General features: G+C 70.5%; 19 protein-coding genes and 2 pseudogenes. 14 read left to right on the top strand and 7 right to left on the bottom strand.

Going from position 1 to position 25,814, the window contains the following annotated elements; all coding sequences use genetic code 11:
- Nucleotides 1–13 precede the first annotated feature (13 nt).
- From G6N25_RS07880 to G6N25_RS23615, 3 genes and pseudogenes are all read right to left on the bottom strand, one after another.
- On the bottom strand, nt 14–1,075 hold the full coding sequence (locus G6N25_RS07880) for an ABC transporter substrate-binding protein (protein ID WP_083076041.1): 1,062 nt from the start codon (nt 1,073–1,075) through the stop codon (nt 14–16).
- Entirely contained in the window at nt 1,072–2,085 is a 1,014-nt protein-coding gene (locus G6N25_RS07875; RefSeq protein WP_158084917.1) for an LLM class flavin-dependent oxidoreductase, read from the bottom strand. Before G6N25_RS07875 ends, G6N25_RS07880 begins: the two co-directional genes overlap by 4 nt.
- 94 nt (nt 2,086–2,179) lie before the next feature.
- Nucleotides 2,180–3,853 (bottom strand): annotated as a pseudogene (locus tag G6N25_RS23615) (PPE domain-containing protein); the annotation flags it as partial.
- A 324-nt stretch (nt 3,854–4,177) separates the two neighbouring features.
- Between G6N25_RS23615 and G6N25_RS07865 the strand changes: the two are divergent.
- The 12 genes and pseudogenes from G6N25_RS07865 (at nt 4,178) to eccE (ending at nt 20,361) form a co-directional block, all read left to right on the top strand.
- A complete protein-coding gene (locus G6N25_RS07865; RefSeq protein ID WP_083076036.1) occupies nt 4,178–5,086 on the top strand; it encodes a class I SAM-dependent methyltransferase in 909 nt (302 codons plus the stop codon).
- A gap of 512 nt (nt 5,087–5,598) precedes the next feature.
- Nucleotides 5,599–7,461, top strand: coding sequence for a type VII secretion AAA-ATPase EccA (gene eccA / locus G6N25_RS07860; RefSeq protein WP_083076035.1), 1,863 nt, complete (start codon nt 5,599–5,601; stop codon nt 7,459–7,461).
- Nucleotides 7,458–9,080 (top strand): type VII secretion protein EccB, encoded by a 1,623-nt coding sequence (gene eccB / locus G6N25_RS07855; protein WP_083076033.1) that lies wholly within the window; start codon nt 7,458–7,460, stop codon nt 9,078–9,080. Before eccA ends, eccB begins: the two co-directional genes overlap by 4 nt.
- Nucleotides 9,077–13,060, top strand: coding sequence for a type VII secretion protein EccCa (eccCa, locus tag G6N25_RS07850; RefSeq protein WP_083076032.1), 3,984 nt, complete (start codon nt 9,077–9,079; stop codon nt 13,058–13,060). The genes eccB and eccCa overlap by 4 nt, the downstream gene beginning before the upstream one ends.
- A gap of 11 nt (nt 13,061–13,071) precedes the next feature.
- Nucleotides 13,072–13,380, top strand: a complete 309-nt coding sequence (locus G6N25_RS07845) for a PE family protein (RefSeq protein ID WP_083076030.1) — start codon at nt 13,072–13,074, stop codon at nt 13,378–13,380.
- Between the two features lie 2 nt (nt 13,381–13,382).
- Nucleotides 13,383–14,909 (top strand): PPE family protein, encoded by a 1,527-nt coding sequence (locus G6N25_RS07840; RefSeq protein ID WP_083076028.1) that lies wholly within the window; start codon nt 13,383–13,385, stop codon nt 14,907–14,909.
- Nucleotides 14,910–14,960: 51 nt separating this feature from the next.
- Nucleotides 14,961–15,254, top strand: a complete 294-nt coding sequence (locus tag G6N25_RS07835) for a WXG100 family type VII secretion target (protein WP_083076027.1) — start codon at nt 14,961–14,963, stop codon at nt 15,252–15,254.
- 29 nt (nt 15,255–15,283) lie between these two features.
- The gene (locus tag G6N25_RS07830; RefSeq protein WP_083076025.1) at nt 15,284–15,574 is read left to right on the top strand and encodes a WXG100 family type VII secretion target; all 291 of its coding nucleotides are present in this window, start codon (nt 15,284–15,286) and stop codon (nt 15,572–15,574) included.
- Nucleotides 15,575–15,594: 20 nt separating this feature from the next.
- On the top strand, nt 15,595–16,473 hold the full coding sequence (locus G6N25_RS07825; protein WP_083076024.1) for an ESX secretion-associated protein EspG: 879 nt from the start codon (nt 15,595–15,597) through the stop codon (nt 16,471–16,473).
- Between the two features lie 83 nt (nt 16,474–16,556).
- Nucleotides 16,557–17,963 carry a type VII secretion integral membrane protein EccD gene (gene eccD, locus G6N25_RS07820; protein ID WP_142272803.1) on the top strand — a complete coding sequence of 469 codons (1,407 nt, stop codon included), beginning with the start codon at nt 16,557–16,559 and terminating at the stop codon, nt 17,961–17,963.
- Nucleotides 17,963–19,361, top strand: a pseudogene (gene mycP, locus G6N25_RS07815) (type VII secretion-associated serine protease mycosin); the annotation flags it as partial. The gene eccD and the pseudogene mycP, both read left to right, overlap by 1 nt.
- Nucleotides 19,357–20,361: a type VII secretion protein EccE gene (gene eccE / locus G6N25_RS07810; RefSeq protein ID WP_142272799.1), complete on the top strand. Its 1,005-nt coding sequence runs from the start codon at nt 19,357–19,359 to the stop codon at nt 20,359–20,361. The pseudogene mycP and the gene eccE, both read left to right, overlap by 5 nt.
- On the opposite strand, the gene G6N25_RS07805 is transcribed toward eccE, so the two are convergent.
- On the bottom strand, nt 20,351–21,553 hold the full coding sequence (locus tag G6N25_RS07805; RefSeq protein ID WP_083076019.1) for an alpha/beta hydrolase family protein: 1,203 nt from the start codon (nt 21,551–21,553) through the stop codon (nt 20,351–20,353). The genes eccE and G6N25_RS07805 overlap by 11 nt on opposite strands.
- A gap of 103 nt (nt 21,554–21,656) precedes the next feature.
- On the opposite strand from G6N25_RS07805, the gene G6N25_RS07800 reads away from it, so the two are divergent.
- Nucleotides 21,657–22,442, top strand: coding sequence for a trans-aconitate 2-methyltransferase (locus G6N25_RS07800; RefSeq protein ID WP_083076018.1), 786 nt, complete (start codon nt 21,657–21,659; stop codon nt 22,440–22,442).
- Nucleotides 22,443–22,445: 3 nt separating this feature from the next.
- Here G6N25_RS07800 and G6N25_RS07795 read toward each other — a convergent pair whose 3' ends face one another.
- From G6N25_RS07795 to G6N25_RS07785, 3 genes are read right to left on the bottom strand one after another with little or no spacing between them, the layout of a single operon-like run.
- The gene (locus tag G6N25_RS07795) at nt 22,446–23,825 is read right to left on the bottom strand and encodes a sulfatase family protein (protein WP_083076016.1); all 1,380 of its coding nucleotides are present in this window, start codon (nt 23,823–23,825) and stop codon (nt 22,446–22,448) included.
- Between the two features lie 45 nt (nt 23,826–23,870).
- Nucleotides 23,871–24,545, bottom strand: a complete 675-nt coding sequence (bluB, locus tag G6N25_RS07790; RefSeq protein ID WP_083076014.1) for a 5,6-dimethylbenzimidazole synthase — start codon at nt 24,543–24,545, stop codon at nt 23,871–23,873.
- Between the two features lie 30 nt (nt 24,546–24,575).
- A complete protein-coding gene (locus G6N25_RS07785) occupies nt 24,576–25,058 on the bottom strand; it encodes a hypothetical protein (protein WP_083076056.1) in 483 nt (160 codons plus the stop codon).
- A gap of 59 nt (nt 25,059–25,117) precedes the next feature.
- On the opposite strand from G6N25_RS07785, the gene G6N25_RS07780 reads away from it, so the two are divergent.
- Nucleotides 25,118–25,777 (top strand): phosphatase PAP2 family protein, encoded by a 660-nt coding sequence (locus G6N25_RS07780; protein WP_083076013.1) that lies wholly within the window; start codon nt 25,118–25,120, stop codon nt 25,775–25,777.
- Nucleotides 25,778–25,814 lie beyond the last annotated feature (37 nt).

The raw sequence follows: 25,814 nt of genomic DNA, 5'->3' as shown, positions 1-25,814 counted from the left end.
CGGATCCCTTTCATCAACTGGCCAGCTGATCGATCTGTGTCGAGGTCAGCGGGTGACCGAAGAACAGCGTGTAGTAGTCCTGCATGGTGGACGCCACGGCGGCCCGCGCCGTGGCGTCATCGTTGTCCAGCAAAACCCCTTGCGTCCATGCCATTCCGAGCACGGCCTGCAGGCCGTCCAGGCCGCCGTACCGCGGTGGCACGTAGACGCGGCCGTCCCGCACGGCCCTGACCGTCCACCAGCGCGGGTCGTTCATGATCTTGGCCTTGGTGGCCGCCGACGCCACGATGACGACGTCGGGATCCCATGCCACGACCTGTTCGAGGCTCACCGGATTGTTTTCGGCGCGCGCATGGCCGGCGGGTAACGCGTCGCCGACATAGCTGCCGCCCGCCGTCGCGATCGTGGAACCGAAGACGGTGTCCTTGCCCGGGATGCCCAGGATGTCGCCGTTCTTGCCGGTGTACAGGACCTTCGGGCGCTGTCCGGCCGCGACGGCGGCGGCCTTGGCCTCGACCGATGCGATGGTGTGAGCCCAGAATCCGGCCATCCGATCGGCCCGATCGGCCCGGCCGACGATCTGGCCGATCAGGCGGATGGTGGTCTCATAGCTCGCGGTGGGGGCCTTCGACACGGCGAAAAAGGGGATCCCCGTTTGCGTCTCCTCGCGGTCGATGTTGGTGTCACCGGTCATGGTGATCACGACGTCGGGCCGCAACTTGACCAACTGCTCGGCATCGAAGCCCTTGAAGTAGACGCCGGTGACCGGCAACGACTGGAGCGACGACATCTGCTCCGGCGTGAACCGCGCGTCGTCCGGCTTGAGCGACCGGGCGAACACGGTGTCGACGCTGACGATCTGTTGGGGCGCCAGCAGCTCGAGCAGCGTGGTCGGGATCGGATGCAATGCCAGCACGCGGTGAATGCCCTTGGGCACCTTCACGTTACGGCCCAACATGTCGGTGATGGTGATCGTCTGCGAACCGTTTCCGGTGGCCTCGGCGCCGGAACCCGAACACCCGGCCAGGCACGCCGCGGCGAGGACGGCCGCGAGCACCGTTGTGAAGCGCCTCATGATGCTTCCCGGTCGTGGTCGTCCGGTGAGGCGGCGAGGCGGGGCATGACTTCGGTCGCGAACAGCTCCAGCGATCCGTCCAGCAATTCCGCTGGGAGGAAACCGAAGAACGACGACAACAGGTTGACGCGGGTGAGCCCGTAGCGGTCGCGAAGCTGGGCGATCCGGCCGGCGACGGTTTCGGGTCCGCCGACGATGGCGGTCTCGCGATAAAAGCGCTCCGGATCGAGGTCCTCTTCGGTCGTGACGACGCCCCCCTTGCGGCGAAGGGCGATCCCGCGCAGCCGCTGCGCCTGCCGGACCACGACGGGCCAGGCGTCCTTGCGCGCCTGGCGGTCGGATTCGCCGACGTAGCAGAACCGTCCGACCGGCACCGCGGCGAGGTCACCGCCGTGCTCGGCGTAGGTGGTCAGGCAGCGGTGCAACGACGTCGGTGACTGAATGCCGTGCTGGATTATCGGATAGCCGCGCGCGGCGGCCCATGCCAGCGTCTGCGGGCTGTAGGCGCCGACGTAGATCGTCGGATGGGGTCGTTGCACCGGGACCGGCGACAGCGTGTACGAGACGCCGTCGACGACGAACGGCGTCCCCGACCAGTAGCCGACGATCCGGTCGAGGCATTGCTCCAGGCCGGGATCGCGGCGCTCGTCGTAGCCGAACGGGATGCGGTAGCGGTCGCCGTTCGCCCGCGACACACCGAAATTCACCCGCCCGCCGGACAGCACGTCGAGCGTGGCGATCTCCTCGGCCAACCGCAGCGGATGATGCAGCGGCACCAGCAGCACCGAAAACCCAAGCCGCAGCCTGGTTGTCGCCGCGGCGACGGCGGCGGCCAGCACGATCGGCGACAGCACCGCCCGGGTGCGCGGACTGTCCGGCCGATGGAAATGCTCCTCGTTGAACCAGACGGACTCGAAACCGAGGTCCTCGACGCGCCGCGCCCGCGCGACGACCGCACCGGCGCCGTGCGCCTCCAGGCCGCCGAGGGCTCCCGAAAGTCCGAACCGCATGTGTGCACTCATCGCGGCGCCGCGGCTACCGGGGCCCGGGGCCCCGACCGTCGGGATCGCCGTGCGGCTCGGGGTCGGTGCGCCAGGTGCCCGGCATCAGCGGGACGGTCGGGCCGCCCCCGAAGGCATCACCCGGCAGCGTGCTCAGCCCTGCCGGGTGTGCCGCAACGGGGCTGGGGGCGGCTCCGGCGAACCCCACGGCTCCCGCGCCCCGGTCCGAGGCCGCCACCGAGGCGACCAGTTGGTCCGGGTCCTGGTCCAGATCGAGGTACTCGTAGCGGCGGCCAAGCTGGTTGGCATCGGCCCGGCGGCGGCGTCGTCGCACCGGCGGCGAGGCGGGCCGGGTCATGGCCGCCGCGGCCGGCATGCTCGAGGCGCTGCGATAGATCGGCTCGCGGGTTTTGGCTTGCGCGCTCGCCTGAGCCTCCGTCTCCGTGTAGCCCACCATGTAGCCGAAGCTCTCCGCGCCCGTGGCGATCGGCGGCGGAGCGCCGACCGGCGGCGGCGGCGGGGCGCCGGGGGCGGCAACCGCGTGGACCGGCGAGGTGACGGGGACGCCCGCCGGAGCGGCGGGCGGGGCGCCCGCGCTCACGACATGGGCGATCGCGAGGGGCGGCGGGATCGCCGCCGGCACCGCCACCGCCGGCGCCAACGCGGCGGCCTGCTGGGCGAGGCCGGCCAGGCCCGCGAAGCCGGCGAGGCCCGCGAAGCCGGTCACGGGAGTGGCGAAAACGGGGAGCGTGGCCGACGCGATCAACCCAGAATTAAGCCCGACGTTGATAATCTCGAGCACGTTGCTGATTCGCATGCTTACGAATGAGAATACGATGGCCGCCGTCTCGAGTGAAAATATCTGATAGATATTTCCATGTGCAATCTCGCCGATGTCTCCCGGCAGCAAGTCGACGAACGTGTAGTTGATGAAGAATAAAGCATTTCCCAGATCGTAGGACAGCGGCTTCCCCGCCGTCAGCTGCCCACCGGCGAGCACATATTGGTTGTAATAACCCTCGATGCTCGCCAATGCCTGGGAATCGCTCACGGTCGGATATTGCGCCGTGAAGGGGTCCTTCGGCGCCGGCAAGACGCCGGTGTGCGTGTAGCCGAGGTATTGGGAGATGAGTTGATCGACGAAACGGTTCTCGGCCGTTTGAAATTGCACCAGCTGTGAATACAGGTACGCCTCGATGTTCGATTCCAAGTCGGACGTCGGATTGGCCGCCGCATCGGACTTCGCCACTTGCGGCGCCGGGGTGGTCTGCGGCGTCGCGGCCACGGCCGCGGTCGAAGCCACCTGATACGTGCTCATCGTGGTGGCCGCCTGAACCCACATCCGCACGTAGTCGGCCTCGTTCAGCGCGATCGGAATGGTGTTGATGCCGAAGAAATTGGTCGCCAACAACACGGCGTGGGTGGCATGGTTGGCGGCCAGCTCGACCAGCGTCGGCATCGCCGCCAGGGCGGAGACGTAGGCCGTCGCGGCGGTCTCCTGCTGGGTGGCCACCACGGCGCTGTCCGCGCCGTTCCGGAGCAGCCACGCTATATAGGGCGCGTTGGCGGCCACATACGATTCGGCGCTGGGGCCCTCCCATGCCCCGCCCTGCACGGCCGCCACGATCGCGGTGAGTTCGTCGGCCACCGCGACGTATTCGGCACTCAGCGAGTTCCATGCCGCCGCGGCCGCCAGCAACGCACCCGGCCCGGGGCCGCTGCTCAGCAATGCCGAATGGACCTCCGGCGGAAACGCCATCCAGACCGGCGCGGTCATCGTCAGCCCGGCGTGACGAGATGCTTCGCCGCCGCGGTGGCCGCCGGCCCGTTGCCGCCCAAAGCGCTGGGAACACCTCGCCACGTCATCCCGCGCTCCTTCCGAGTGAAACCCGCCGCCTTTCGGGCGAGGAGAAATCACCGAGGCCGAAGAGATCCTGTGCTCGCAGCTTAGGACTGCTCGGCCGGCGCGAGGTGCGGAAACAGCTGTGAGTTTCCTCCGTACTTACGGTCAAAACACTCCGACGGCTCCGTATCTGCGCGGATCGACCGCGGCCCGCGGCGGCCCCCTCGGGGCGACGGTCCGGCGGGTAGTGTCGTTCGGGTGCGCAGCGAAGGCGATACCTGGGACATCACAACGAGCGTCGGTTCGACCGCGCTCTTCGTCGCGACCGCGCGGGCGCTGGAGGCGCAGAAGCCCGACCCGCTGGCCGTCGACCCGTACGCGGAGCTGTTCTGCCGCGCCGTCGGCGGTCCCGCGGCCGACGTCCTCGACGGCAAGGAACCCGACCACCCGCTGAGGAGCGCCGACTTCGGCGAGCATTTCGTCAACTTCCAGGGCGCTCGCACCAAGTACTTCGACGAATACTTCCGTCGGGCCGCCGCGGCCGGCGTGCGGCAGGTGGTCATCCTGGCGGCCGGGCTGGACTCCCGCGCCTACCGGCTGGACTGGCCGGCCGCGACGACGATCTTCGAGCTGGACCGTCCGCAGGTCCTCGATTTCAAGCGTGAGGTGCTCACCGGCCACGGCGCCCAACCGCGCGCCGAGCGCCGCGAGATCGCGGTCGATCTTCGCGAGGACTGGCCACAAGCCTTGCGCGACAGCGGCTTTGATGCGGCCAAGCCGTCCGCGTGGATCGCCGAAGGTCTGCTGATCTATCTGCCGGCCAGCGCGCAGGAGCAGCTGTTCACCGGCATCGACGGCCTGGCCGGCCACGGCAGTCACGTCGGGATCGAAGACGGCGCCCCGCTTGCGCCGGAAGAATTCGAGGCCAAGCTCCAGGAGGAACGGGCCGCGATGGCCGAAGGCACCGAAGAGCGCCCCTTCTTCCAGCTGGTCTACAACGAGCAGTGCGCTCCCGCCGCCGAATGGTTCGGCAGGCGAGGCTGGACCGCCGTCGGCACCCCGCTTGCCGATTACCTGCGCCAGGTCGGCCGGCCGCTGCCGGGCCCGGAAACCGAGGCCGGGCCGATGATCGCGCGCAACACCCTGGTCAGCGCGATCAAGGCCTGATCAGAAGCCGATCCGGGCACCACCAAAAACCCGTTTGACGGGAACTTTTCCGCGCCGTCCGCCGACTACTACCAGCGTGTCGTCAGGCCGCCCCGCGGCCCACGGCGGCCGTTAAGTCCAGCGTGATCGGTAAGGAGTCGCCGCCATGGCCCGCGCCGGTGTGGATGGCAGTGCCGCCGGGGGCTCATTCGGCCCGGTTGAGCAGCGGTCCCGTGCCGCGCGGCCCGCCGGCCGGCGCCGGTCACCTGGGGGCATGGCCCGGTTTGATAATGAAAATGATTTTCAGTAAGCTTCGCTGAGCTAAATCTGAGAGGAGACTGGCAAAGTGCTTGCGGTTCGACATAAATCCGAAAATGCGGCGAATGATCGCACGTAACACCCTCAACAGCGGAATCGGAACGGGAGCTGAATCGTGAGTCGGACGGACCCAGGCACCTCGACAGTTAGCTTATGCAATGCTAACTTCAGGCGGGTTAGGTTAGGGGACACTACGTTTGGGAGAACAAGCGGCCGTGGAACGCGGTGACACCGGCATGCTCGCAGCTCAGCCCGTGAATTCTCGGTCAGATGGCAGGGTGGACGGCGACGTCGTCAGCCGGTTCGCCACGTGCTGCCGCGCGCTCGGCCTCGCCGTCTACGAGCGCCAGCGTCCGGCCGACCTGACGGCCGCCCGCTCCGGCTTCACGGCGCTCACGCGCGTCGCGCACGACCAATGCGACGCCTGGACCGGGCTGGCCGCCGCCGGCGACACCTCCCTCCGCGTGCTCGAGGCCGTGTCGCGCACCGCGGCCACCGCGGGCACGCTGCAGCGCCAGGTGGAGCTTGCCCCCGGGGCCCTGGGCTTCCGCTACGACACCGGCCTGTACTTACAGTTCCGCGCCACCACCCCGGACGACTTCCACCTCGCCTACGCGGCGGCGCTGGCCTCGACGGGGGAGGCCGGACGGTTGGCCGACGCCGACCGGATAGTCACCGGCCTCGTCGACCGCCGCCCGGGCTGGCGCGAGGCCCGCTGGGTCGCCGTCGTCATCAACTACCGCGCCGAGCGCTGGTCGCACGTCGTCAGGCTGCTGACCCCGATCGTCACCGACTCCGACCTCGACGACACCTTTTCCCACGCCGCCAGGATCGCCCTGGGCACCGCGCTGGCCCGGCTGGGCATGTTCGCCCCGGCCCTGTCGTACCTCGAGGAACCCGACGGCCCGGTCGCGGTGGCGGCGGTCGACGGCGCGCTGGCCAAGGCGCTCGTGCTGCGCGCGCACGTCGACGAGGAGTCGGCAAGCGAGGTGCTGCAGGACCTGTACGCGGCTCACCCCGAGAACGAACAGATCCAACAGGCGTTGTCCGACACCAGCTTTGGGATCGTCACCACCACGGCGGCCCGCATCGACGCGCGCGCCAACCCCTGGGACCCCGCCACCGAGCCCAACGCGGAGGACTTCGTGGACCCCGCGGCCCACGAGCGCAAGGCCGCGCTGCTGCACGAGGCCGAACGCCAGCTGGCCGAGTTCATCGGCCTGGACGAGGTCAAAAACCAGGTGTCGCGGCTGAAGAGTTCGGTGGCCATGGAGCTGGTGCGCAAGCAGCGTGGGCTCACGGTGGCGCAGCGCACCCACCACCTGGTCTTCGCCGGGCCGCCCGGGACCGGTAAGACCACCATCGCCCGCGTCGTCGCCAAAATCTATTGCGGCCTAGGGCTTTTGAAGCGGGAGAACATCAGGGAAGTGCACCGCGCCGACCTCATCGGTCAGCACATCGGCGAGACCGAGGCCAAGACCAACGCGATCATCGACAGCGCGCTGGACGGCGTGCTGTTCCTCGACGAGGCCTACGCCCTGGTGGCCACCGGCGCCAAGAACGACTTCGGGCTGGTGGCCATCGATACCCTGCTGGCCCGCATGGAGAACGATCGCGACCGGCTGGTGGTCATCATCGCCGGTTACCGGGCGGACCTGGACAAGTTCCTCGACACCAACGAGGGCTTGCGGTCGCGGTTCACCCGCAACATCGACTTCCCCTCCTACGCGCCGGGCGAGTTGGTGGAGATCGCGCACAAGATGGCCGAGCAGCGCGACAGCGTCTTCGAGCCCGCCGCGCTCGAACACATGGAGGCCCTGTTCTCGAAGCTGGCCGCGGAGTCGACGCCCGACGCCAACGGAATCTCGCGGCGCAGCCTCGACATCGCCGGCAACGGCCGCTTCGTGCGCAACATCGTCGAGCGGTCCGAGGAGGAACGCGAATTCCGGCTCGACCATTCGGAGCACGCCGGGACAGGCGAATTCAGTGACGAGGAGCTCATGACGATCACGGACCTGGACGTCGAGAAGTCGGTCGAGCCGCTGCTGCGCGGTCTCGGGCTGTCGGTGCCGGCATGAGCGTCAACGAGTCCGACGGCGAATGGGCCGGGGACCGGCGTTCCTTCGCCTCGCGGACCCCGGTGAACGACAACCCCGACAAGGTGGTGTACCGCCGCGGTTTCGTCACCCGGCATCAGGTGAGCGGCTGGCGTTTCGTGATGCGCCGGATCGCCTCCGGCATCGCCCTGCATGACACCCGGATGCTCGTCGACCCGTTGCGCACCCAATCGCGCGCGGTGCTGATGGGCGCGCTCATCCTGATCACCGGCCTGGCGGGCTGTTTCGTGTTCTCGCTGATCCGGCCCAGCGGCACGGCGGGAAACAACGCCGTCCTCGCGGACCGGTCGACCGCCGCGCTGTACGTGCGCGTCGGCGACGACCTGCACCCGGTGCTCAACCTGACCTCGGCCCGCCTGATCGTCGGCCGGCCGGTCGACCCCACCATGGTGAAAAGCAGTGAGCTGGACCGGTTTCCGCGCGGCAACCTGATCGGAATCCCGGGGGCGCCGGAGCGCATGGTGCAGAACGCCGCGCACGACGCCGACTGGACGGTGTGCGATGCCGTCACCGGCACCTCGCGCGCCGCCCACAGCGCGGGCGTCACGGTGATCGCCGGCCCGCCCGACGGCGACGGCGCGCGCGCGGCCACCATCCGCGCCAACCAGGGAATCCTGGTCGACAACGGCAACGGCACCTGGCTGCTGTGGGGGGGCAAGCGCAGCCCCATCGACCTGACCAACCACGCCGTGACGAACGCCCTGGGGTTGGGTCTGGGTGTCTCCGATGTGCCCACCCCGCGGCCCATCGCGCAGGGGCTCTTCAACGCGATACCCGAGGCTCCGGCGCTGACGGCGCCGCCGATCCCGAATTCCGGTGGCCCGGCGGACTTTTCGGTGCCGGCCCCGATCGGCGCGGTGGTCGTCTCCTACGGCGTGGAGCAGAACTCCTCCGGCACCGTGCGGTACTACGCGGTGTTGCCCGACGGCCTGCAGTCCATCTCGCCGGTGCTGGCCGCGATCCTGCGCAACACCAATTCCTATGGGCTGGACCAACCCCCGCGGCTCGGGGCCGACGAGGTGGCCAAGCTGCCGGTGTCGCGGATGCTGGACACCACGCGCTATCCCGACCAGCAGGTCGCCCTCGTCGGCGCGGCCGCAAATCCCGTCACCTGTGCGCACTGGAGCAAGCCGGCCGGGGCCGCCACCAGTTCGCTGAGCCTGCTGTCCGGCTCGGTGCTGCCGGTGCCGGACGCGGTGCGCACCGTGGACCTGGTCGGCGGCGGCTCTCAGGGGACCGCCGCCCGCGTCGCCCTCGCGCCGGGCACCGGCTACTTCACCCAGACGGTGGGCGGCGGGCCGGCGGCACCGGGCGCCGGGTCGTTGTTCTGGGTCTCCGACACCGGGGTGCGCTATGGCATCGACACCGAAACCGGGAACGGGCCCGGCGCCGCAGGGCACGGGAAAACCGTTGAGGCCCTTGGTCTGAGCGCCCCCGCAGTTCCCATCCCGTGGTCGGTGCTGTCGCTGTTCGCACCCGGACCGACACTGTCGCGCGCCGACGCGCTGCTCGCCCACGACGGCCTGGCGCCCGACGCCAAGCCCGGTCGCGCGGTGTCGGCCGAAGGAGGGTCCCGATGAGCCGATTGATCTTCGAGGCCCGCCGCCGGCTGGCGCCGCCGGCCACCCGCAAGGGCACCATCACCATCGAGGCGCCCCCCGAGCTGCCCCGGGTGATCCCGCCGTCGCTGCTGCGGCGCGCGATGCCGTATCTGATCGTGATCCTGATCGTCGGCATGATCGTCGCGCTGGTCGCCACCGGGATGCGGATGATCTCGCCGCAGACGCTGTTCTTCCCGTTCGTGCTGCTGCTGGCGGCGACCGCGCTCTATCGCGGCAACGACAACAAGATGCGCACCGAGGAGGTCGACGCCGAACGGGCCGACTACCTGCGCTACCTGTCGGTGGTCCGGGACAACATCCGGACGCAGGCCGCCCAGCAGCGCGCGGCCGCCGAGTGGTCCCACCCCGACCCGACGGCGCTCGCCACGGTTCCCGGCTCCCGCCGGCAGTGGGAGCGCGACCCCCACGACCCCGACTTCCTGGTGCTGCGGGCCGGCCGGCACCAGGTGCCGCTGGCCACCGCGCTGCGGGTCAACGACACCGCCGACGAGATCGACCTGGAACCGGTGTCGCACAGCGCGTTACGCAGCCTGCTCGACACCCAGCGCACCGTCCGCGACGTGCCGACCGGGATCGACCTGACCAAGGTCTCGCGGATCACGGTCCTCGGTGAGGGGCCCGACGTGCGTGCGGCGTTGCGTGCCTGGATCGCCCAGGCGGTGACGTGGCACGACCCGACGGTTCTCGGGGTGGCGCTGGCCACCCGCGACCTGGAGGGCGCCGACTGGTCCTGGCTGAAGTGGTTGCCGCACGTCGACATTCCCGGCGAGCTCGACGGCGTCGGCCCGGCCCGCTTCCTGTCCACCGGCGCCGACGAATTGATCGCGCTGCTCGGGCCCGCGCTTGCCGACCGCCCGGAGTTCACCGGCGAGCCCGCCGACGCGCTGCGGCACCTGCTGATCGTCGTCGACGACCCCGACTACGACCTGAACGCCTCGGCGCTGGCCGTGGGCCGGGCGGGGGTCACCGTCGTGCACTGCTCCGCCACACCCCCGCACCGCGAACAGTATTCGGATCCCGAAAAGCCGATCCTGCGCATCAGCGGGGGGGACGGCGGGGGCGGCCAAGCCGGCGCCATCGAACGCTGGCAGACCGGTGGTTGGCGGCCCTACATCGACAGCGCCGACGGGCTCGGCGCCGCCGACGCCGCCCACCTGGCCCGCCAGCTGTCGCGGTGGGACTCCAACCCCACCCATGCCGGGTTGCGCTCGGCGGCCACCCGCGGTGCCACCTTCACCACGCTGCTGGGCATCGGCGACGCGTCGCGGCTGGACGTGCCGACGCTGTGGGCGCCGCGCCGCCGCGACGACGAGCTGCGCGTCCCGATCGGTGTCACCGCGACCGGCGAGCCGCTGATCTTCGACCTCAAGGACGAAGCCGAGGGCGGAATGGGCCCGCACGGCCTGATGATCGGCATGACCGGTTCCGGCAAGTCGCAAACCCTGATGTCGATCCTGTTGTCACTGTTGACAACCCACTCGGCGGACCGGCTGATCGTGATCTACGCCGACTTCAAGGGCGAGGCCGGAGCCGACAGCTTCCGCAACTTCCCGCAAGTCGTCGCGGTGATCTCGAACATGGCCGAAAAGAAATCGCTGGCCGACCGCTTCGCCGACACGCTGCGCGGCGAGGTGGCCCGCCGCGAGACGCTGCTGCGGGAGGCGGGCCGCCGCGTCCAGGGCAGCGCGTTCAACTCGGTGACCGAGTACGAGGACGCGATCGCTGCCGGACACGAACTGCCGCCGCTGCCAACGCTATTCGTGGTCGCCGACGAGTTCACCCTGATGCTGGCCGACCATCCGGAATACGCGGAGCTGTTCGACTACGTGGCCCGCAAGGGCCGCTCGTTCCGCATCCACATCCTGTTCGCTTCCCAGACGCTGGACGTGGGCAAGATCAAGGACATCGACAAGAACACCTCCTACCGCATCGGGTTGAAGGTGGCCAGTCCCAGCGTTTCCCGCCAGATCATCGGCGTGGAAGACGCGTACCACATCGAATCCGGCAAGGAGCACAAGGGCGCGGCCTTCCTGGTGCCGGCCCCCGGTGCGACCCCGATCAAGTTCCGCAGCACCTACGTCGACGGCATCTACGAGCCGCCGCAAACGGCCAAAGCCCTTGTCGTGCACTCGAACCCCGAGCCGAAGCTGTTCCCCGCCGAAAGGGTGGAGCCCGACCACGGCACCGTCATCTCCACCGGCGAGGACGAGGATGCGGCCGGGCCGCCGCGCAAGCTGATCGCGACCATCGGCGAGCAGCTGGCGCGGTACGGGCCGCGGGCGCCGCAGCTGTGGCTGCCGCCGCTGGACGAGCCGATCCCGTTGACCACGGTGCTGGCCCGCGCCGGGGTGCCGCAAGGGCAGTGGCGGTGGCCGCTCGGCGAGATCGACAAGCCCTTCGAGATGCGCCGCGACCCGCTGATCTTCGACGCCACCTCGTCGGCCGGCAACATGGTGATCCACGGGGGCCCCAAGTCCGGGAAATCGACTGCGCTGCAGACGTTCATCATGTCGGCGGCCAGCCTGCACTCGCCCCGCGAGGTCACGTTCTACTGCCTCGACTACGGCGGCGGCCAGCTGCGGGCGCTGGAGGATCTGGCGCACGTGGGCGGCGTGGCGTCGGCGCTGGAACCCGAACGCATCCGCCGCACCTTCGGCGAGCTGGAACAGCTGCTGCTGTCGCGTCAGCAGCGAGAGCTGTTCCGGGAGAAGCACGGTGGCGCCCCCGACGACGGTTTCGGCGAGGTGTTCCTGGTCATCGACAACCTGTACGCGTTCGGCCGCGACAACACCGACCAGTTCAACACCCGTAACCCGTTGCTGGCCAAGGTGACCGAACTGGTCAACGTCGGCCTGGCGTACGGCATTCACGTCATCGTCACCACCCCGAGCTGGCTGGAGGTGCCGCTGGCGATGCGCGACGGCCTCGGGCTGCGGCTCGAGCTCAAGCTGCACGACGCGCGGGACAGCAACGTGCGGGTGGTCGGCGCGCTGCGCCGCCCGGCCGACGCCGTCCCGCACGACCAGCCGGGCCGCGGGCTGACCATGGCCGCCGAACATTTCCTGTTCGCCGCCCCCGAACTGGACCACATCGCCGCGATCAACGCCCGCCACCCCGGGGTCACCGCGCCGCGGGTCCGGTTGCTGCCCACCAATCTCGCGCCCGACGCGCTGGGGCCGCTGTATCGCGGCACCGAACAGGTGGTCATCGGTCAGCGCGAAGAGGACCTCGCGCCCGTCGTGCTGGATTTCACCGAGAACCCGTTGTTAATGGTGTTCGGCGACAGCAAGTCCGGCAAGACCACCCTGCTGCGCCACATCATCCGCACCGTCCGCGAGCACTCCACCGCGGACCGGGTGGCCTTCACCGTCCTGGATCGTCGGCTGCACCTCGTCGACGAGCCGTTGTTCCCGGACAACGAGTACACCGCGAACATCGACCGGGTCATCCCGGCGATGCTGGGGCTGGCCAACCTCATCGAGTCGCGGCGGCCGCCGGCGGGCCTGTCGGCGGCGGAGCTGTCCCGCTGGACCTACCAGGGTCACACCCACTACCTGATCATCGACGACGTCGACCAGATACCGGATTCGCCGGCGATGAGCGGCCCCTACATCGGGCAGCGGCCATGGACCGCGCTCATCCCACAGCTGGCGCAGGCCGCCGATCTGGGGCTGCGGGTGATCGTCACGGCGCGCGCCACCGGATCGGGGCACGGGTTGATGACCAGCCCGTTGCTGCGTCGCCTCAACGACTTGCAGGCGACCACGCTGATGCTTTCGGGCAACCCGCAGGACAGCGGCAAGATCCGGGGGCAGCGATTCGGCCGGCTGCCCGCCGGTCGGGCGATCCTGTTGGGCGACAGCGAGACTCCGACGTACGTGCAGCTGGTCAACCCGCTCGTCGGCGAGGCCGCGATGTTTGGTGAAACGCAACAGTAAGGGAGTTGGTCATGACGTTGCGAGTGGTTCCCGAAGGCCTGGCCGCGACCAGCGCGGCAGTGGCAGCGCTGACGGCACGGCTGGCGGCCGCGCACGCGGCGGCGGCCCCGGCGATCACCGCGGTGGTACCGCCGGCGGCCGATCCCGTGTCGCTGCAGACGGCCGCCGGATTCAGCGCCCAGGGCCAGGAGCACGCCGTCGTCGCGGCCCAGGGCGTCGAAGAGCTGGGCCGCGCCGGCGCGGGCGTGGGTCAGTCCGGCGCAAGCTATCTCGCGGGTGACACCGCGGCGGCCGCGACCTATGGGATGGCGGCCGGCTGACGATGAGCTCGCCCATCTGGATGGCTTCGCCGCCGGAGGTGTATTCGGCGATGCTGAGCGCCGGTCCGGGACCGGGGTCGCTGTTGGCGGCCGCCGGCGCCTGGTCGTCGCTCAGCGCCGAATACGCCTCGGCCGCGGTCGAACTCGGTGGGCTTTTGGGGGCGGTTCAGGCGGGGGCGTGGCAGGGGCCGAGCGCCGAGCGGTATGTGGCGGCCCACGCGCCCTACCTGGCGTGGCTGCAGCAGGCCAGTGCCGACAGCGCCGGCGTGGCCGCGCAGCACGAGGTCGCGGCGACGGCCTACACGAGCGCCCTGGCGGCGATGCCGACGCTGGTCGAGCTGGCCGCCAACCACATCATTCACGGGGTGCTGGTCGCAACGAATTTCTTTGGCATCAACACGATTCCGATCGCGCTCAACGAGGCGGACTACGTGCGCATGTGGGTGCAGGCCGCCACCGCGATGAGCGCCTATCAGGCGGCCTCGGGCGCGGCGCTGGCCTCGGCGCCGCGCACCGCCCCCGCGCCGAATGTGCTGAATCCCGGTGTGGGTGAGGCGGACAACGCCGCGACCGGCGCCACCCCAGGCGCCTTCGACCCCGGGTCGTTGATCTCGCAACTGCTGCAGACTTACCTCAACTTCTACGGCGGGATGTTCAACGAGATCGCCACGTTCCTGCAGGATCCCGTGGGGAACTCGATCGGCCTCGTCGAGGCCTTCCTGACGAATCCGTCCGAGGCGCTGGTGCTTTACGGTCCCCTGCTGTTCGCGCTCGGTTACCAGGTGTTCTTCAACCTGGTTGGCTGGCCGACCTGGGGGATGGTGCTGAGTTCGCCGTTCCTGATACCGCTGGGCCTCAGCCTGGGCATCGGCGCGGTGACGTTGCTGCCCGCCCAGATCGCGCCCGTCGCGGCGGGCGTCGCCGGGGCGGCGCCACTGCTGCTGGCCTCGACCGGTTCCCCGGCATGGCCGGCGGCGGGCATGGCCCCGACGGTGGCGAGCCCCGCCGGCGCACCGGCGCCGGCGGGCGCCGCGGGCGCCGGCGTGGCCGCGACGCCCGCCCCGGCGACGGCCACCGGAACCTTCGCCTACATGGTGGGTTTCGGCGGTGGCCCGGGCTCCGAGTCGGGGCCGACGGTGGGCGGCCGCGGCGGCGCCAAGGCGCCGGCGGCGACCATCCCGGCGGTCGGCGCCGCCGCGCCCGGCCGGGCGGCGGGGCGGGCGCGGCGGCGCCGGCGGGCCACAATGCGCGAGTATGGCGACGAATTCCTGGACATGGATTCCGACGTCGGTGTCGCGCCCGACTACGGCGAGGCGGCGGTGGCGTCCGGCAACGGCGCCCGGACACTGGGATTCGCCGGAACCGCGCGCAAAGTCAGCGCGCTGTCGGCGGCCGGGCTGACCAAGCTGGCCGGCGACGAGTTCGGCGGCGGCCCGCGGGTGCCGATGGTGCCGGGCACCTGGGAACACGACCCGGACGATCGGCATGGCCCGGGTGAGTCGGAGAGAGGGGGCGGCGACGGTTCGTAACGTGCCAGTCAGTAACCGAAATCCGAAGAGACCGAAAGGAAACCAATCACCATGAGTATGTTGGATGCTCATATTCCGCAATTGGTGGCCGCGCAGTCGGCGTTTGGCACCAAGGCGGCGTTGATGCGCAGCACGATCAGCCAGGCCGAGCAAGAGGCGATGTCGGCGCAGGCGTTTCACGTCGGGGAGGCCTCGGCGGCGTTCCAGGCGGCCCATGCCCGCTTCGTGGAGGTGGCCGCTCGGGTCAACACCCTGCTGGACATCGCCCAGGCCAACCTCGGGGACGCCGCGGGCACCTACGTGGCCGCCGACGCCGCGGCCGCGTCCGGCTACACCGCATTCTGATCACACCGCCAGCAGCGAAAGGACTTGTGATGTCACAGATCATGTACAACTACCCCGCGATGCTGGGCCACGCGGGAGACATGTCCGGCTACGCCGGCACCCTGCAGGGGCTGGGCGCCGACATCGCCAGCGAGCAGGCCGCGCTGTCCAACGCGTGGCAGGGCGACACCGGTATGACCTATCAGGTGTGGCAGGCGCAGTGGAACCAGGCGATGGAATCGCTGGTGCGGGCCTATCAGTCGATGGCCAGCACCCACGAGGCCAACACCCTGGCCATGTACGCCCGTGACGCGGCCGAAGCCGCCAAATGGGGCGGCTAGCCAACGTCGAGATAACTTAAATGGATGCTGCACCCAACGCCGTCGAGCTGACGGTCGACCACGCCTGGTACATCGCGGAAACCATTGGAGCGGGTAGCTTTCCGTGGGTCCTGGCGATCACCACGCCGTATTGCGATGCCGCGCAGCGAGGGGCGTTCCTGGAGCGTCAGCGCGCGGACCTGACCCGGATGGGTCTGGTGTCGCACGACGGAGCGATCAACCCGGCGGTCGCGGACTGGATCAGGGCGGTCTGCTTTCCGGACCGGTGGCTCGACCTGCGCTACGTGGGACCCACCAGGACCGGTGAGGCCACCGGTTCCGGCGAGCTGCTGCGCGGGGTGGTCGCGCGGCGCGCCGGCGCCACGGACAAGACGGTGGTCGCGTTGCGGAGCGCGCAGCTGGTCACGTTCACGGCCATGGACGTCGACGACCCGCGGGGGCTGGTCCCGGTCCTGGGCGTCGGCCTGGCGCAGCGGCAGCCGGCGCGATTCGAGGAGTTCAGCATGCCGGCGTGCGTCGGAGCGCGGGCCGACGAGCGGCTGCGGTCCGGCGCTTCGCTGCCCGAAGTGGTTGAATACCTGGGCATCCCGGCATCGGCACGACCGGTGGTGGAGTCGGTGTTCACCGGCCCGCGCAGCTACGTCGAGGTCGTTGCCGGCTGCCACCGCGACGGGCGGCACTCCACCACCGAGGTCGGGATGAGCATCGTCGACACCACCGCGGGCCGGGTGCTGGTCAGCCCGTCGCGCGCCTTCGACGGCGAGTGGGTCTCGACGTTCGGCCCGGGAACCCCCTTCGCGATCGCCGTCGCGATCGAACAGCTGACCGCCCTCTTACCGGATGGCCAATGGTTTCCCGGCCAGCGGCTGTCCCGAGATTTTTCCCTCCAATATTCCTAGCGGCACCGAGATAGAGAAGAGAGAAGCATGTCCCCTGTACGGCCCCAACATTTTTCGAGGTCGCAGTGACGTCCGGCGCCGTCATGCCGATCGTCCGCGTCGCCATTCTCGCCGACAGCAGGCTGACGGAGATGGCGCTGCCCGCCGAGTTGCCGCTGCGCGAAATCCTGCCCGCGGTCCGGCGTTTGGCGGCTCCCGGGGCCGCGAATGGTGACGCCGAGGACACCCTGGACACCCTCGCGGCTTCCCACCTGAGCCTGGCACCCGTCGGTGGCGCGCCGTTCAGCCTGGACGCCAGCCTGGACACGGTCGGGGTCGTCGACGGTGACCTGCTGGCGCTGCAGCCGGTCCCCGCCGGCCCGGCCGCGCCGGGCATCGTCGAGGACATCGCCGACGCCGCCATGATCTTCTCGACCTCCCGGCTGAGGCCCTGGGGCGCCGCGCACATCCAGCGTGGGGCGGTGGCCGCGGCGGTCGTCGTGGCCTTCCTGGCGACCGGCCTGGGAGTCACCTACCGGGCGACCACCGGCGCGCTGTCCGGGCTGGTCGCCGTCAGCGTGGTCGCCGCGCTCACCGCGTTGGCCGGCTTGCTGATCACGGCGCGTTCCGCGCGCGCCGGACTGGCGCTGTCGATCGCGGCGCTGGCGCCCATCGGCGCGGCCCTGGCGTTGGCGGTGCCCGGGCGATTCGGGCCGGCGCAACTGATGCTGGCCGCGGCCGGCGTCGCCGCGTGGTCGCTGACGGTCCTGCTGGTTCCCGGCCCGGAGCGCGAACGCGCCGCCGCCTTCTTCACCACGACCGCGGTGGTCGGGGCCGGGATCGTGCTGGCCGCCGCCGCCGAATTACTGTGGCAGCCAACGGTATTGACCATCGGCTGCGGGCTCATCGTGGCGGCCCTGCTGGTCACCGTCGAGGCGGCCCAGTTGTCCGCGCTGTGGGCGCGCTTCCCGTTGCCGGTCATTCCCGCGCCCGGCGATCCGACCCCGTCGGCGCCGTCGCTACCCCTGCTGGAGGACCTGCCGCGGCGGGTGCGGATCGGCGACGCCCATCAGAGCGGATTCATCGCCGCCGCGGTGTTGCTCAGCGTCCTGGGATCGGTCGCGATCGCGGTGCGCCCCGAGTCGTTGGGCGGTTTCGGCTGGTACGTCGTCGCGGCGACCGCCGCCACGTCCGTCCTGCGCGCCCGGGTCTGGGATTCGGCCGCCTGCAAGGCGTGGCTGCTCGCCCAGCCCTACCTGGTCGCGGGTGTCCTGTTGGTGATCTACACGGCGACGGGCCGTTACGGCGCGGCGCTGGGCGCGGCGCTGGTCCTCGTCGCGCTGGCGTCGGTGTGGGCGGTGGTGGCGTCGAACCCGCGCATCGCCTCGCCGGACAGCTATTCGCTGCCGCTGCGCCGGCTCCTGGGCTTCCTGGCGGCCGGCCTCGATGCCTCGCTGATCCCCGTCATGGCGTACCTCGTCGGCCTCTTCAGCTGGGTCCTCAATCGATGATGAGGGCGGGGCCTCAAGCCGGATTGGCCTGCCTCGCGGCGGCTTGCGCCGCGATGATGTGGGCCTGTCCGCCGGCGCTGGCGATCAGCCCGCCGGCGGTCGACCCCGGCCTGCCGCCGCCCAGCGGGACCCCGGGACCCGTGCAGCCGATGGAGCAGCGCGGCCCATGCGGCGCCTCCGGGGTCGTCCCGGGCAGCGATCCGGGTGCGCTGACGCCCAGTCAGGCGATGCTGAACCTTCCCGCCGCGTGGCAGTTTTCGCGCGGCGAGGGCCAGCTCGTGGCGGTCATCGACACCGGGGTGCGGCCGGGCCCGCGCCTGCCCAACGTCGACCCCGGCGGCGATTTCGTCGAGACCACCGACGGCCTGACCGACTGCGACGGGCACGGCACCCTGGTCGCCGGGCTCATCGCCGGCCAGCCGGGTGACGACGGCTTCTCGGGGGTGGCGCCCGCGGCGCGGGTGGTGTCGATCAGGACGACGTCCGCGAGGTTCTCGCCGCGCACGCCCGGCGGCGATCCGCAGCTGGCGCAGGCTTCCCTGGAGGTGGCGACGCTGGGCCGGGCCATCGTGCGCGCGGCGGACCTCGGCGCGCGGGTGATCAACGTCTCGGCGATCACCTGCCTGCCCGCCGATCGGCCCGTCGACCAGGCCGCGCTCGGCGCGGCGATCCGGTACGCGGCGGTGGACAAGGACGCGGTGCTGGTGGCCGCCGCGGGCAACACCGGGGCGACCGGATCCGTCGCCGGCGGCACCGGCTGCGAGTCCAACCCGCTCACCGACCTGGGCCGCCCCGAAGACCAGCGCAACTGGGCCGGCGTCACGTCGGTCTCCATCCCGTCGTGGTGGCAGCCGTATGTGCTGTCGGTGGCGTCGCTCACGCCGGAGGGGCAGCCGTCGAAATTCACCATGGCCGGGCCGTGGGTGGGCATCGCGGCGCCCGGCGAAAACATCGTGTCGATCAGCAATCGCGACGGTGGTGGCCTGGCGAACGGCCTGCCCGACGACCACCAGCAGATGGTCGCGCTGAGCGGCACCAGCTACGCGGCCGGCTACGTGTCGGGCGTCGCGGCGCTGGTGCGCAGCAAGTATCCCCAACTGACCGCGACGCAGGTGGTGCGGCGCATCACCGCGACCGCGCACAACGGCGCCCGGGCGCCCTCCAACGTCGTCGGCGCCGGCGGCGTGGACCCGGTCGCGGCGCTGACGTGGGAACTGCCGGCCGGCGGCCAACCCGGTGCGGCGCCCGCGAAGCCGGTCGCGGTTCCGCCGGCGCCGGCGCCCAAGGACACCACCGGGCGGACCGTCGCGTTCGCCGGAACTGCCGTGCTGGCTTTGCTTGTCGCCGTCGCGGCCGCGGTCGCCACGATCGCCCGAAAGAAGGAGACCACCCCGTGAGCCGCTCGATACCGACCCCCGGCGCCGGCCGGATCACCCTGGCGCTGCTGGTCGTGGTGCCCGCCGCGATGGCCTACCCCTGGCGGTCGCCGCGCGACTACTGGCTGCTCGGCATCGCCGCCGCCGTCGTGGTCGTGCTGTTCGGCTGGTGGCACGGCCTGCATTTCACCACGATCCTGCGCCGCCGCCTGGCGATGGTGGGCCGCGGCCGAAACCAGAAGGCCGGGCTCGTTCCCGAATCCGGTTGCGCCACAAAGACGACGGCGCTGCTGCGGGTCGGACCGCCCGTCGGCGATTCGGATGTGCTTCCGCTGCCGGTGATCGCGGGGTACCTGGACCGCTACGGCGTCCGCGCCGACAAGATCCGGATCACCAGCCGCGACAACGCATCCGACCCGTCGCGGCGGGAGACCTGGATCGGGATCACGGTGTCGGCGCCCGACAACCTGGCGGCCCTGCGGGCGCGCTCGTCGCGAATCCCGTTGCACGAGACCGCCCAGGTCGTGGCGCGCCGGCTGGCCGACCACCTCCGTGAGATCGGATGGGAAGCGAGTGCGGTCGGGCCCGCCGACGTTCCGCGGCCGCTGGAGCCCGACGCCCGCGAATCGTGGCGAGGGGTGCAGCGGGGCGCCTCGGATTATATTGCGGCATACCAGGTCCGCGTCGACGACGGGTTGCCCGAAACCCTGGACGCGATCCGGTCGCACCCGGCGCACGAGACGTGCACGGCGCTGGAGATCTCCGGCGAGGGCACCCACCGCACGGTCGCGGCCGCGTGCGCGATCCAGACCGATACGCCCCCCGGTGGCGCGGCGCCGCTGGACGGGCTGACTCCCCAACGCGGAAACCACCGGCCGGCGCTGGCGGCGTTGGATCCGCTGTCCACCCGGCGCCTCGACGGGCACACGGGTGAGCCCGCCGGCCTGCTGGCGCGACTCGTCTGGCCCACCCCGGTGGCCGGCGCCCATCGGGCCTCGCCGGCCGAACCCGTCAGAACATGAACTCGCGCAGGAACGGCGTCATCCGGCGCAGGTAGTCCAGCTGGCTCACGTGCAGCACGTGACTGCCCGGAAACCAGTGCAGCGCACAGCGATCCCAATGCTCCCACAGCATGACGGCCTGAGCCGGCGGGGCCATCCGGTCGCCGAGGCCGGTGATGATCATCCGGCGTTCCTTGGGCACCAGCGGCCGGTAGTTCAACGGGGAGTGGTAGGACAGCGCGGCGGCTAGCTCGGCACGCCCGATTTTCGCCAACCGCAGTCCCAGCCCCATCAGCTTGTTGGCCGGAAACCACTCGTCGAACATCATCGCGGGGCTCACGACCGGGCAGTTGGGGATGACGGCCTCGAGCCGGTCGTCGACCGAAGCCACCAGCGCGGAGGTGTAACCGCCCAGCGAGATGCCGGTCAGCGCGATGCGCTCGACGCCGGTGTGGCGCAAATAGTCGACGATGGACCGGAAATCGTGCACGGCCTGGGCCATCGCCTCGGCGAAACCGCTGAGGCCGCCGGAGAAGTAGCCGAAACCGCTGAAGGGGGAGCGCTTTTCGGCCCGCCGGCCGTGGAAGGGCAACGTGTACATCAGGACGTCGTAGCCGGACCGGTAATACCACGGCAGCGTGAAGAACCGCCCGTTGGCCAGGTACGACGACCCCATGAAGCCGTGTATGACGCACAGCGTGGGGTGCGGTCCGTCGCCATGGCGCCAGTGCTGCGCGTGCACGATGTTGTTGGATCCCCATGCGCTCCAGCGCTCCCGCATCGCGGGATTGATCGCCCTGAAGCTGCTGGGGAACGAGATGTTGTCGACCGTGCCGCGCGCGATCCGCTCCGCGATCCGGCTGGCCGGCCGCGACGAGACCCGGGGCAGCTCGGTGGGCGCCGGAAACGACTTTGCCGGGTCCCGCTCGGCGCCCAGCTCGGCGTAGAAGCGCAGGGTGCCGCGCTCGCTGCCGGAGCGCGCCGAGGCGGCGATGACGGCCGGCGCCACCGTGGTGGACAGCACCGACGCGACCGCGGTGCGCAGCGCGAGATCGGAGAGCGCGGCCGCCTCGACGACCAGTCGCTGGCGGGGCGACAACGCCGAGCGCGGCGGCAGTCCCCCGGCGCCGGGGGATACGTCGGCACCCTCCAAGGCGCCGGGAACATCCGGAACGGGAACCGGGGGATCGACCGGATCCGGGTCGGGCGTCACAATCGCGATGCTAGCCTCCCACTCGGTCGCCGCCAGGGCGGCATGCGGTAATACGGTTTGTTTATCAGCCGACCCGCCATGGTGTTGTTCAGGAGGACCAGACATGTGGGATCCCGACGTCTACCTGGCCTTTGCGGACCATCGCAGCCGGCCCTTCTACGACCTGCTGTCGCGGGTGGGCGCCAAGCAGGCGCGGCGGGTGGTCGACCTCGGTTGCGGGCCGGGTCACCTGACGAAGTACCTGGGCCGGCGCTGGCCGGACGCGGTGGTCGAGGCGGTGGACAGCTCGCCGGAGATGGTCGCCGCGGCCAAGGAACGCGGGATCGACGCCGTCATCGGCGACTTGCGGAGCTGGAAGCCCAAGCCCGACACCGACGTGGTGGTCTGCAACGCGGCCCTGCACTGGGTGCCCGAGCACGCCGACCTGCTGGTCCGGTGGGCCGGCGAGCTGGCGCCCGGGTCGTGGATCGGCGTCCAGATCCCGGGCAACTTCGAAACGCCGTCCCACGCCACGGTGCGCGCCCTGGCCCGCCGTGAGCCCTACGCGAAACTCATGCGCGACATACCGTTTCGTGTCGGAGCGGTGGTTCAGCCGCCGATACATTACGCCAACCTGATGCTGGACGCCGGATGCAAGGTCGACGTCTGGGAGACCACATACCTGCATCAGCTGACCGGCGAGCATCCGGTGCTGGAATGGATCACCGGCACGGCGCTGGTCCCGGTGCGGGAGCGGCTCGACGACGAGGGCTGGGAGCAGTTTCGCCGCGAGCTGATCCCGCTGCTGGACGACGCCTACCCGCCCCGGGCGGACGGCACGACGATCTTCCCGTTCCGGCGGGTGTTCATCGTCGCCGAGGTCGGCGCCGCGCACCGCTCGGGCGGGTAGGGGTTACTCCTCGACGCCGCGGTCGACGGCGATCGCCGAGCGGCTGCTCGGCGTCATGTGATGAATCTGCAGATACGTCTGGACGTAGCGCATCGCGATCCGGGAACCGGCGAACTCCGACGGGATGACGTCGCCGGTGCGCTGGCGCCAATCATGTAGGCGCACAGCCAGATCGGCGGCGACCGCATCCACACCGGCGTCGGCGCCCGGGTCGCCGGCCAGCAGGTTGTTGGTCTCGGTGGGATCGGCGCGCAGATCGTAGAGTTCGCGCTCGGGCCGTGGGCCTTGCACGGACGGCGCGACCGCCAGCCCCGACGGACTTTCCTTGATGTCCCACGGCAGGTCGAGCAGCGGCCGGGGCGCGTAATTTTCGATGTAGCTGTATTCCTTGGTGCGGATCGCCCGGATGGGGTCGAACGAGTCGTGGAAGGTCTTCATGCTGTAGACGTGGTCCCTGACTGGCACGGTGTCCGGTTCGGCCGGCTCCTCCGGCGCGAGCAGCGCGCCGGCATGCGACACGCCCTCCACGTCGGCCGGCACGCGCAGGCCCAGCAGGCCGAGCAGCGTCGGCACCAGGTCGACGCCGCTGAACAGCTCGTCGTAAACGCGGGGCGCGATGGCGCGGTTCGTGGGTGGGCGGATGATCATTCCGATGCCGGTCCCGGCGTCGTACAGCGTGGATTTCGCGCGCGGAAACGCGGGGCCGTGATCGGTGAAGAACACCACCCAGGTGCTGGCGTCCAGCCCCGTGTCGGCCAGCGTGTCCAGCAGCCGGCCCACCGCGGCATCGGCCGCGGCGATCGCCCCGTAGAAGTCGGCCAGATCGCCGCGAACCTCGGCAGTGTCGGGCAGGTAAGCGGGAACGTCGACGGCTCCGCTGTCGGCCGGCTCATACCGGTCCCGCTCGTAGGGCCGGTGCGTCTCGAAGAACCCCGCCGTCAACAGGAACGGTTGGCCCGCAAGGTTTTCGGTGCTATCGCGCAGCCACTCGGAGGCCCGGTCCACCACATACTCGCAGAAGGAGTTCGACACGTCGAACTCGTCGAAGCCCAGCCGCTTCGGATAGGACGTCTCGTGCTGCATGCCGAAAAGCGACGAATACCAACCGAATTCGGCCAATATCTGCGGCAGGGTCCGGACGTCGCTGCGGTATTCCCAGCCGTGGTGGGCCAGGCCGACCAGCCCGTTGGTTTGCGGGTAGCGGCCGGTGAACAGCGACCCACGCGACGGCGAGCACAGCGGCGCGGTGGCGTGGGCCCTGGTGAACAGGATGCCCTCGGCGGCGAGCCGGTCCAGCTGCGGGCTGGACACGTCCGGGTGGCCGTAGGCGCCGAGCTGTCGCCCCAGGTCGTGCCAGTGCACGATCAGCACGTTTTCTGTCATACCGTCACCTCGACGGGCGACGATACCGCAGCCGCCGATCGCGCGTTACGGCCGCGCGCGCCCCGCCGGCGACGGCCGGCCCCATCGGTTCTCGCAGACGAACTCCGACAGCGGTCGGGCGTGGGTCCACCCGTCGATTTCCAGCGCCGGGCGATCCGGGAACTCGGGCACCGGGCCCAGGCACAGGATGGCCACCGGCTCGGCGTCGGCGGGCATCGCCAGCAGGGCCGCCAGCCGCCGCGGGTCGAACAGGGAAACCCAACCCATGCCCAGGCCTTCGGAGCGCGCCGCCAGCCACAGGTTCTGGATCGCGCACGACACCGACGCGAGGTCCATCTGCGGTAGCGTCCGCCGGCCGAACACGTGCTCGTCGCGGTGGTCGCACAGCGCGACGACGAACAGCTCGGCGCACTCGAGAATGCCCTCGACCTTCAGCGCCAGGAACTCCTCGGCCCGCTCGCCCAGGGCCGCGGCGGTGAGCGGGCGCTCCTCGTCGACGAGCGCGTGGATGCGCCCCCGGAGCGCGTCGTCGGTGATCCGGATGAAGCGCCACGGCTGCATCAGGCCCACGCTGGGGGCGGCGTGGGCGGCCTGCAACAACCGGGCGAGCACGTCCGGGCCCACCTCGCCGCCCGGCAGGAACCGGCGCATGTCGCGCCGCTCGGAGATCACCCGGTAGACGGCCCGCCGCTCCTGGGGGCTGTACGCCTGATCGGTCACAGGGTCATCGTAGGGAGCCGCGAATCACGATCACGGGCTGTAGGTGACGCCGACCGCCCGGAAGACGTATTCGGGCGGCATGTCAAAGGCCAGCGATCGCCGCGGCAGGCGGCCGAGGACATCGGCCGGGATGGTCGCCTTGTAGTGCAGCGACAGTTCGCCGCTGAACGCCTTGTCGACGTGGGCGACGTCGACCCCGACCTGCAATCCGGTTGACGAAATCTCGACCTTCGCCGCGCCGGTCCGCGGCGCGTCCCAGCGGACGTTGACGGTGGGGCCGGCCAGCCTGGGCAGCATGGACAGCGTCGCGAGCGCCCGCTCCGAGGTGAAGGCCAGCGACCCGGAGTAGCTGGCGACGCTGTGCGGCAACCGCACACCGGGGATGACGCCGCTGAACCGCCGGGTCACCGCGACGTAGTCGGCAAGGTAGATGAGGCCTTCCGCCTCGACCTCGGCGTGCAGATCGTCGGGCAGCTTGCCGATGCCGAACAACCGTCGGACAAAGACCGCCATCACGCCAGTATGACCGCCCGGCGCACCGGTGCCGCCGCGATGCTGGTATCGGTTATGCGGTGACCCGCGCGCGGACCGTCCCCGTCGTCGCCGCCGCCGTGGCGGCCGCGGTGGTGTATGCGGTCATGTGGGTGGGCCACCGCCAGGACTGGAGCGGGCTGCATCGCCTCGATTGGTCGTTGCTGAACGCCGCGCACGGCGTCGGCGTCAAGCACCCCGCGTGGGTGCGATTCTGGGACGGGGTTTCCGTTGTGCTGGGGCCGGTTTCGTTGCGGCTGCTGGGAATCGTGGCGGCGGTGGCCGCGCTGGTGAAGCGCAACGTGCGGGCGGCGCTGGTGTTGGTGGCGTGCGGGCCGCTGAGCGAACTGGTGACGTGGGCGGCCAAGGGCCTGGCGAACCGCCCGCGACCGTCGACCATGCTGGTGGCCGCGCCGTCGACGTCGTTTCCGTCGGGCCACGCGCTCGAGGCGACGGCCGCCTTGCTCGCCCTGCTGATGTTCCTGGTGCCGATGATGAGCCGGTCGATGGGTCGCGTCGCGATCGCGGTGACGGCGTTGGGCCTGGTGCTGGTCGGGATCGCCAGGGTGGCGTTGAACGTGCACCACCCGTCCGATGTGCTGGCCGGCTGGTCGCTGGGCTACCTGTATTTCCTGTTGTGCGTGGTGGTGTTCCGGCCCCCGAGCTGGTCGGGGGAGCGCGCCATGATCACGGCGCAGTGACCCAACCGGGTCTAAAGCTTTACTTGACCCTGAGGTT

It is taken from the genome of Mycobacterium heidelbergense, assembly GCF_010730745.1.
Classification (GTDB): Bacteria; Actinomycetota; Actinomycetes; order Mycobacteriales; family Mycobacteriaceae; genus Mycobacterium; species Mycobacterium heidelbergense.
This window is presented reverse-complemented; position numbering and strand designations above follow the sequence as displayed.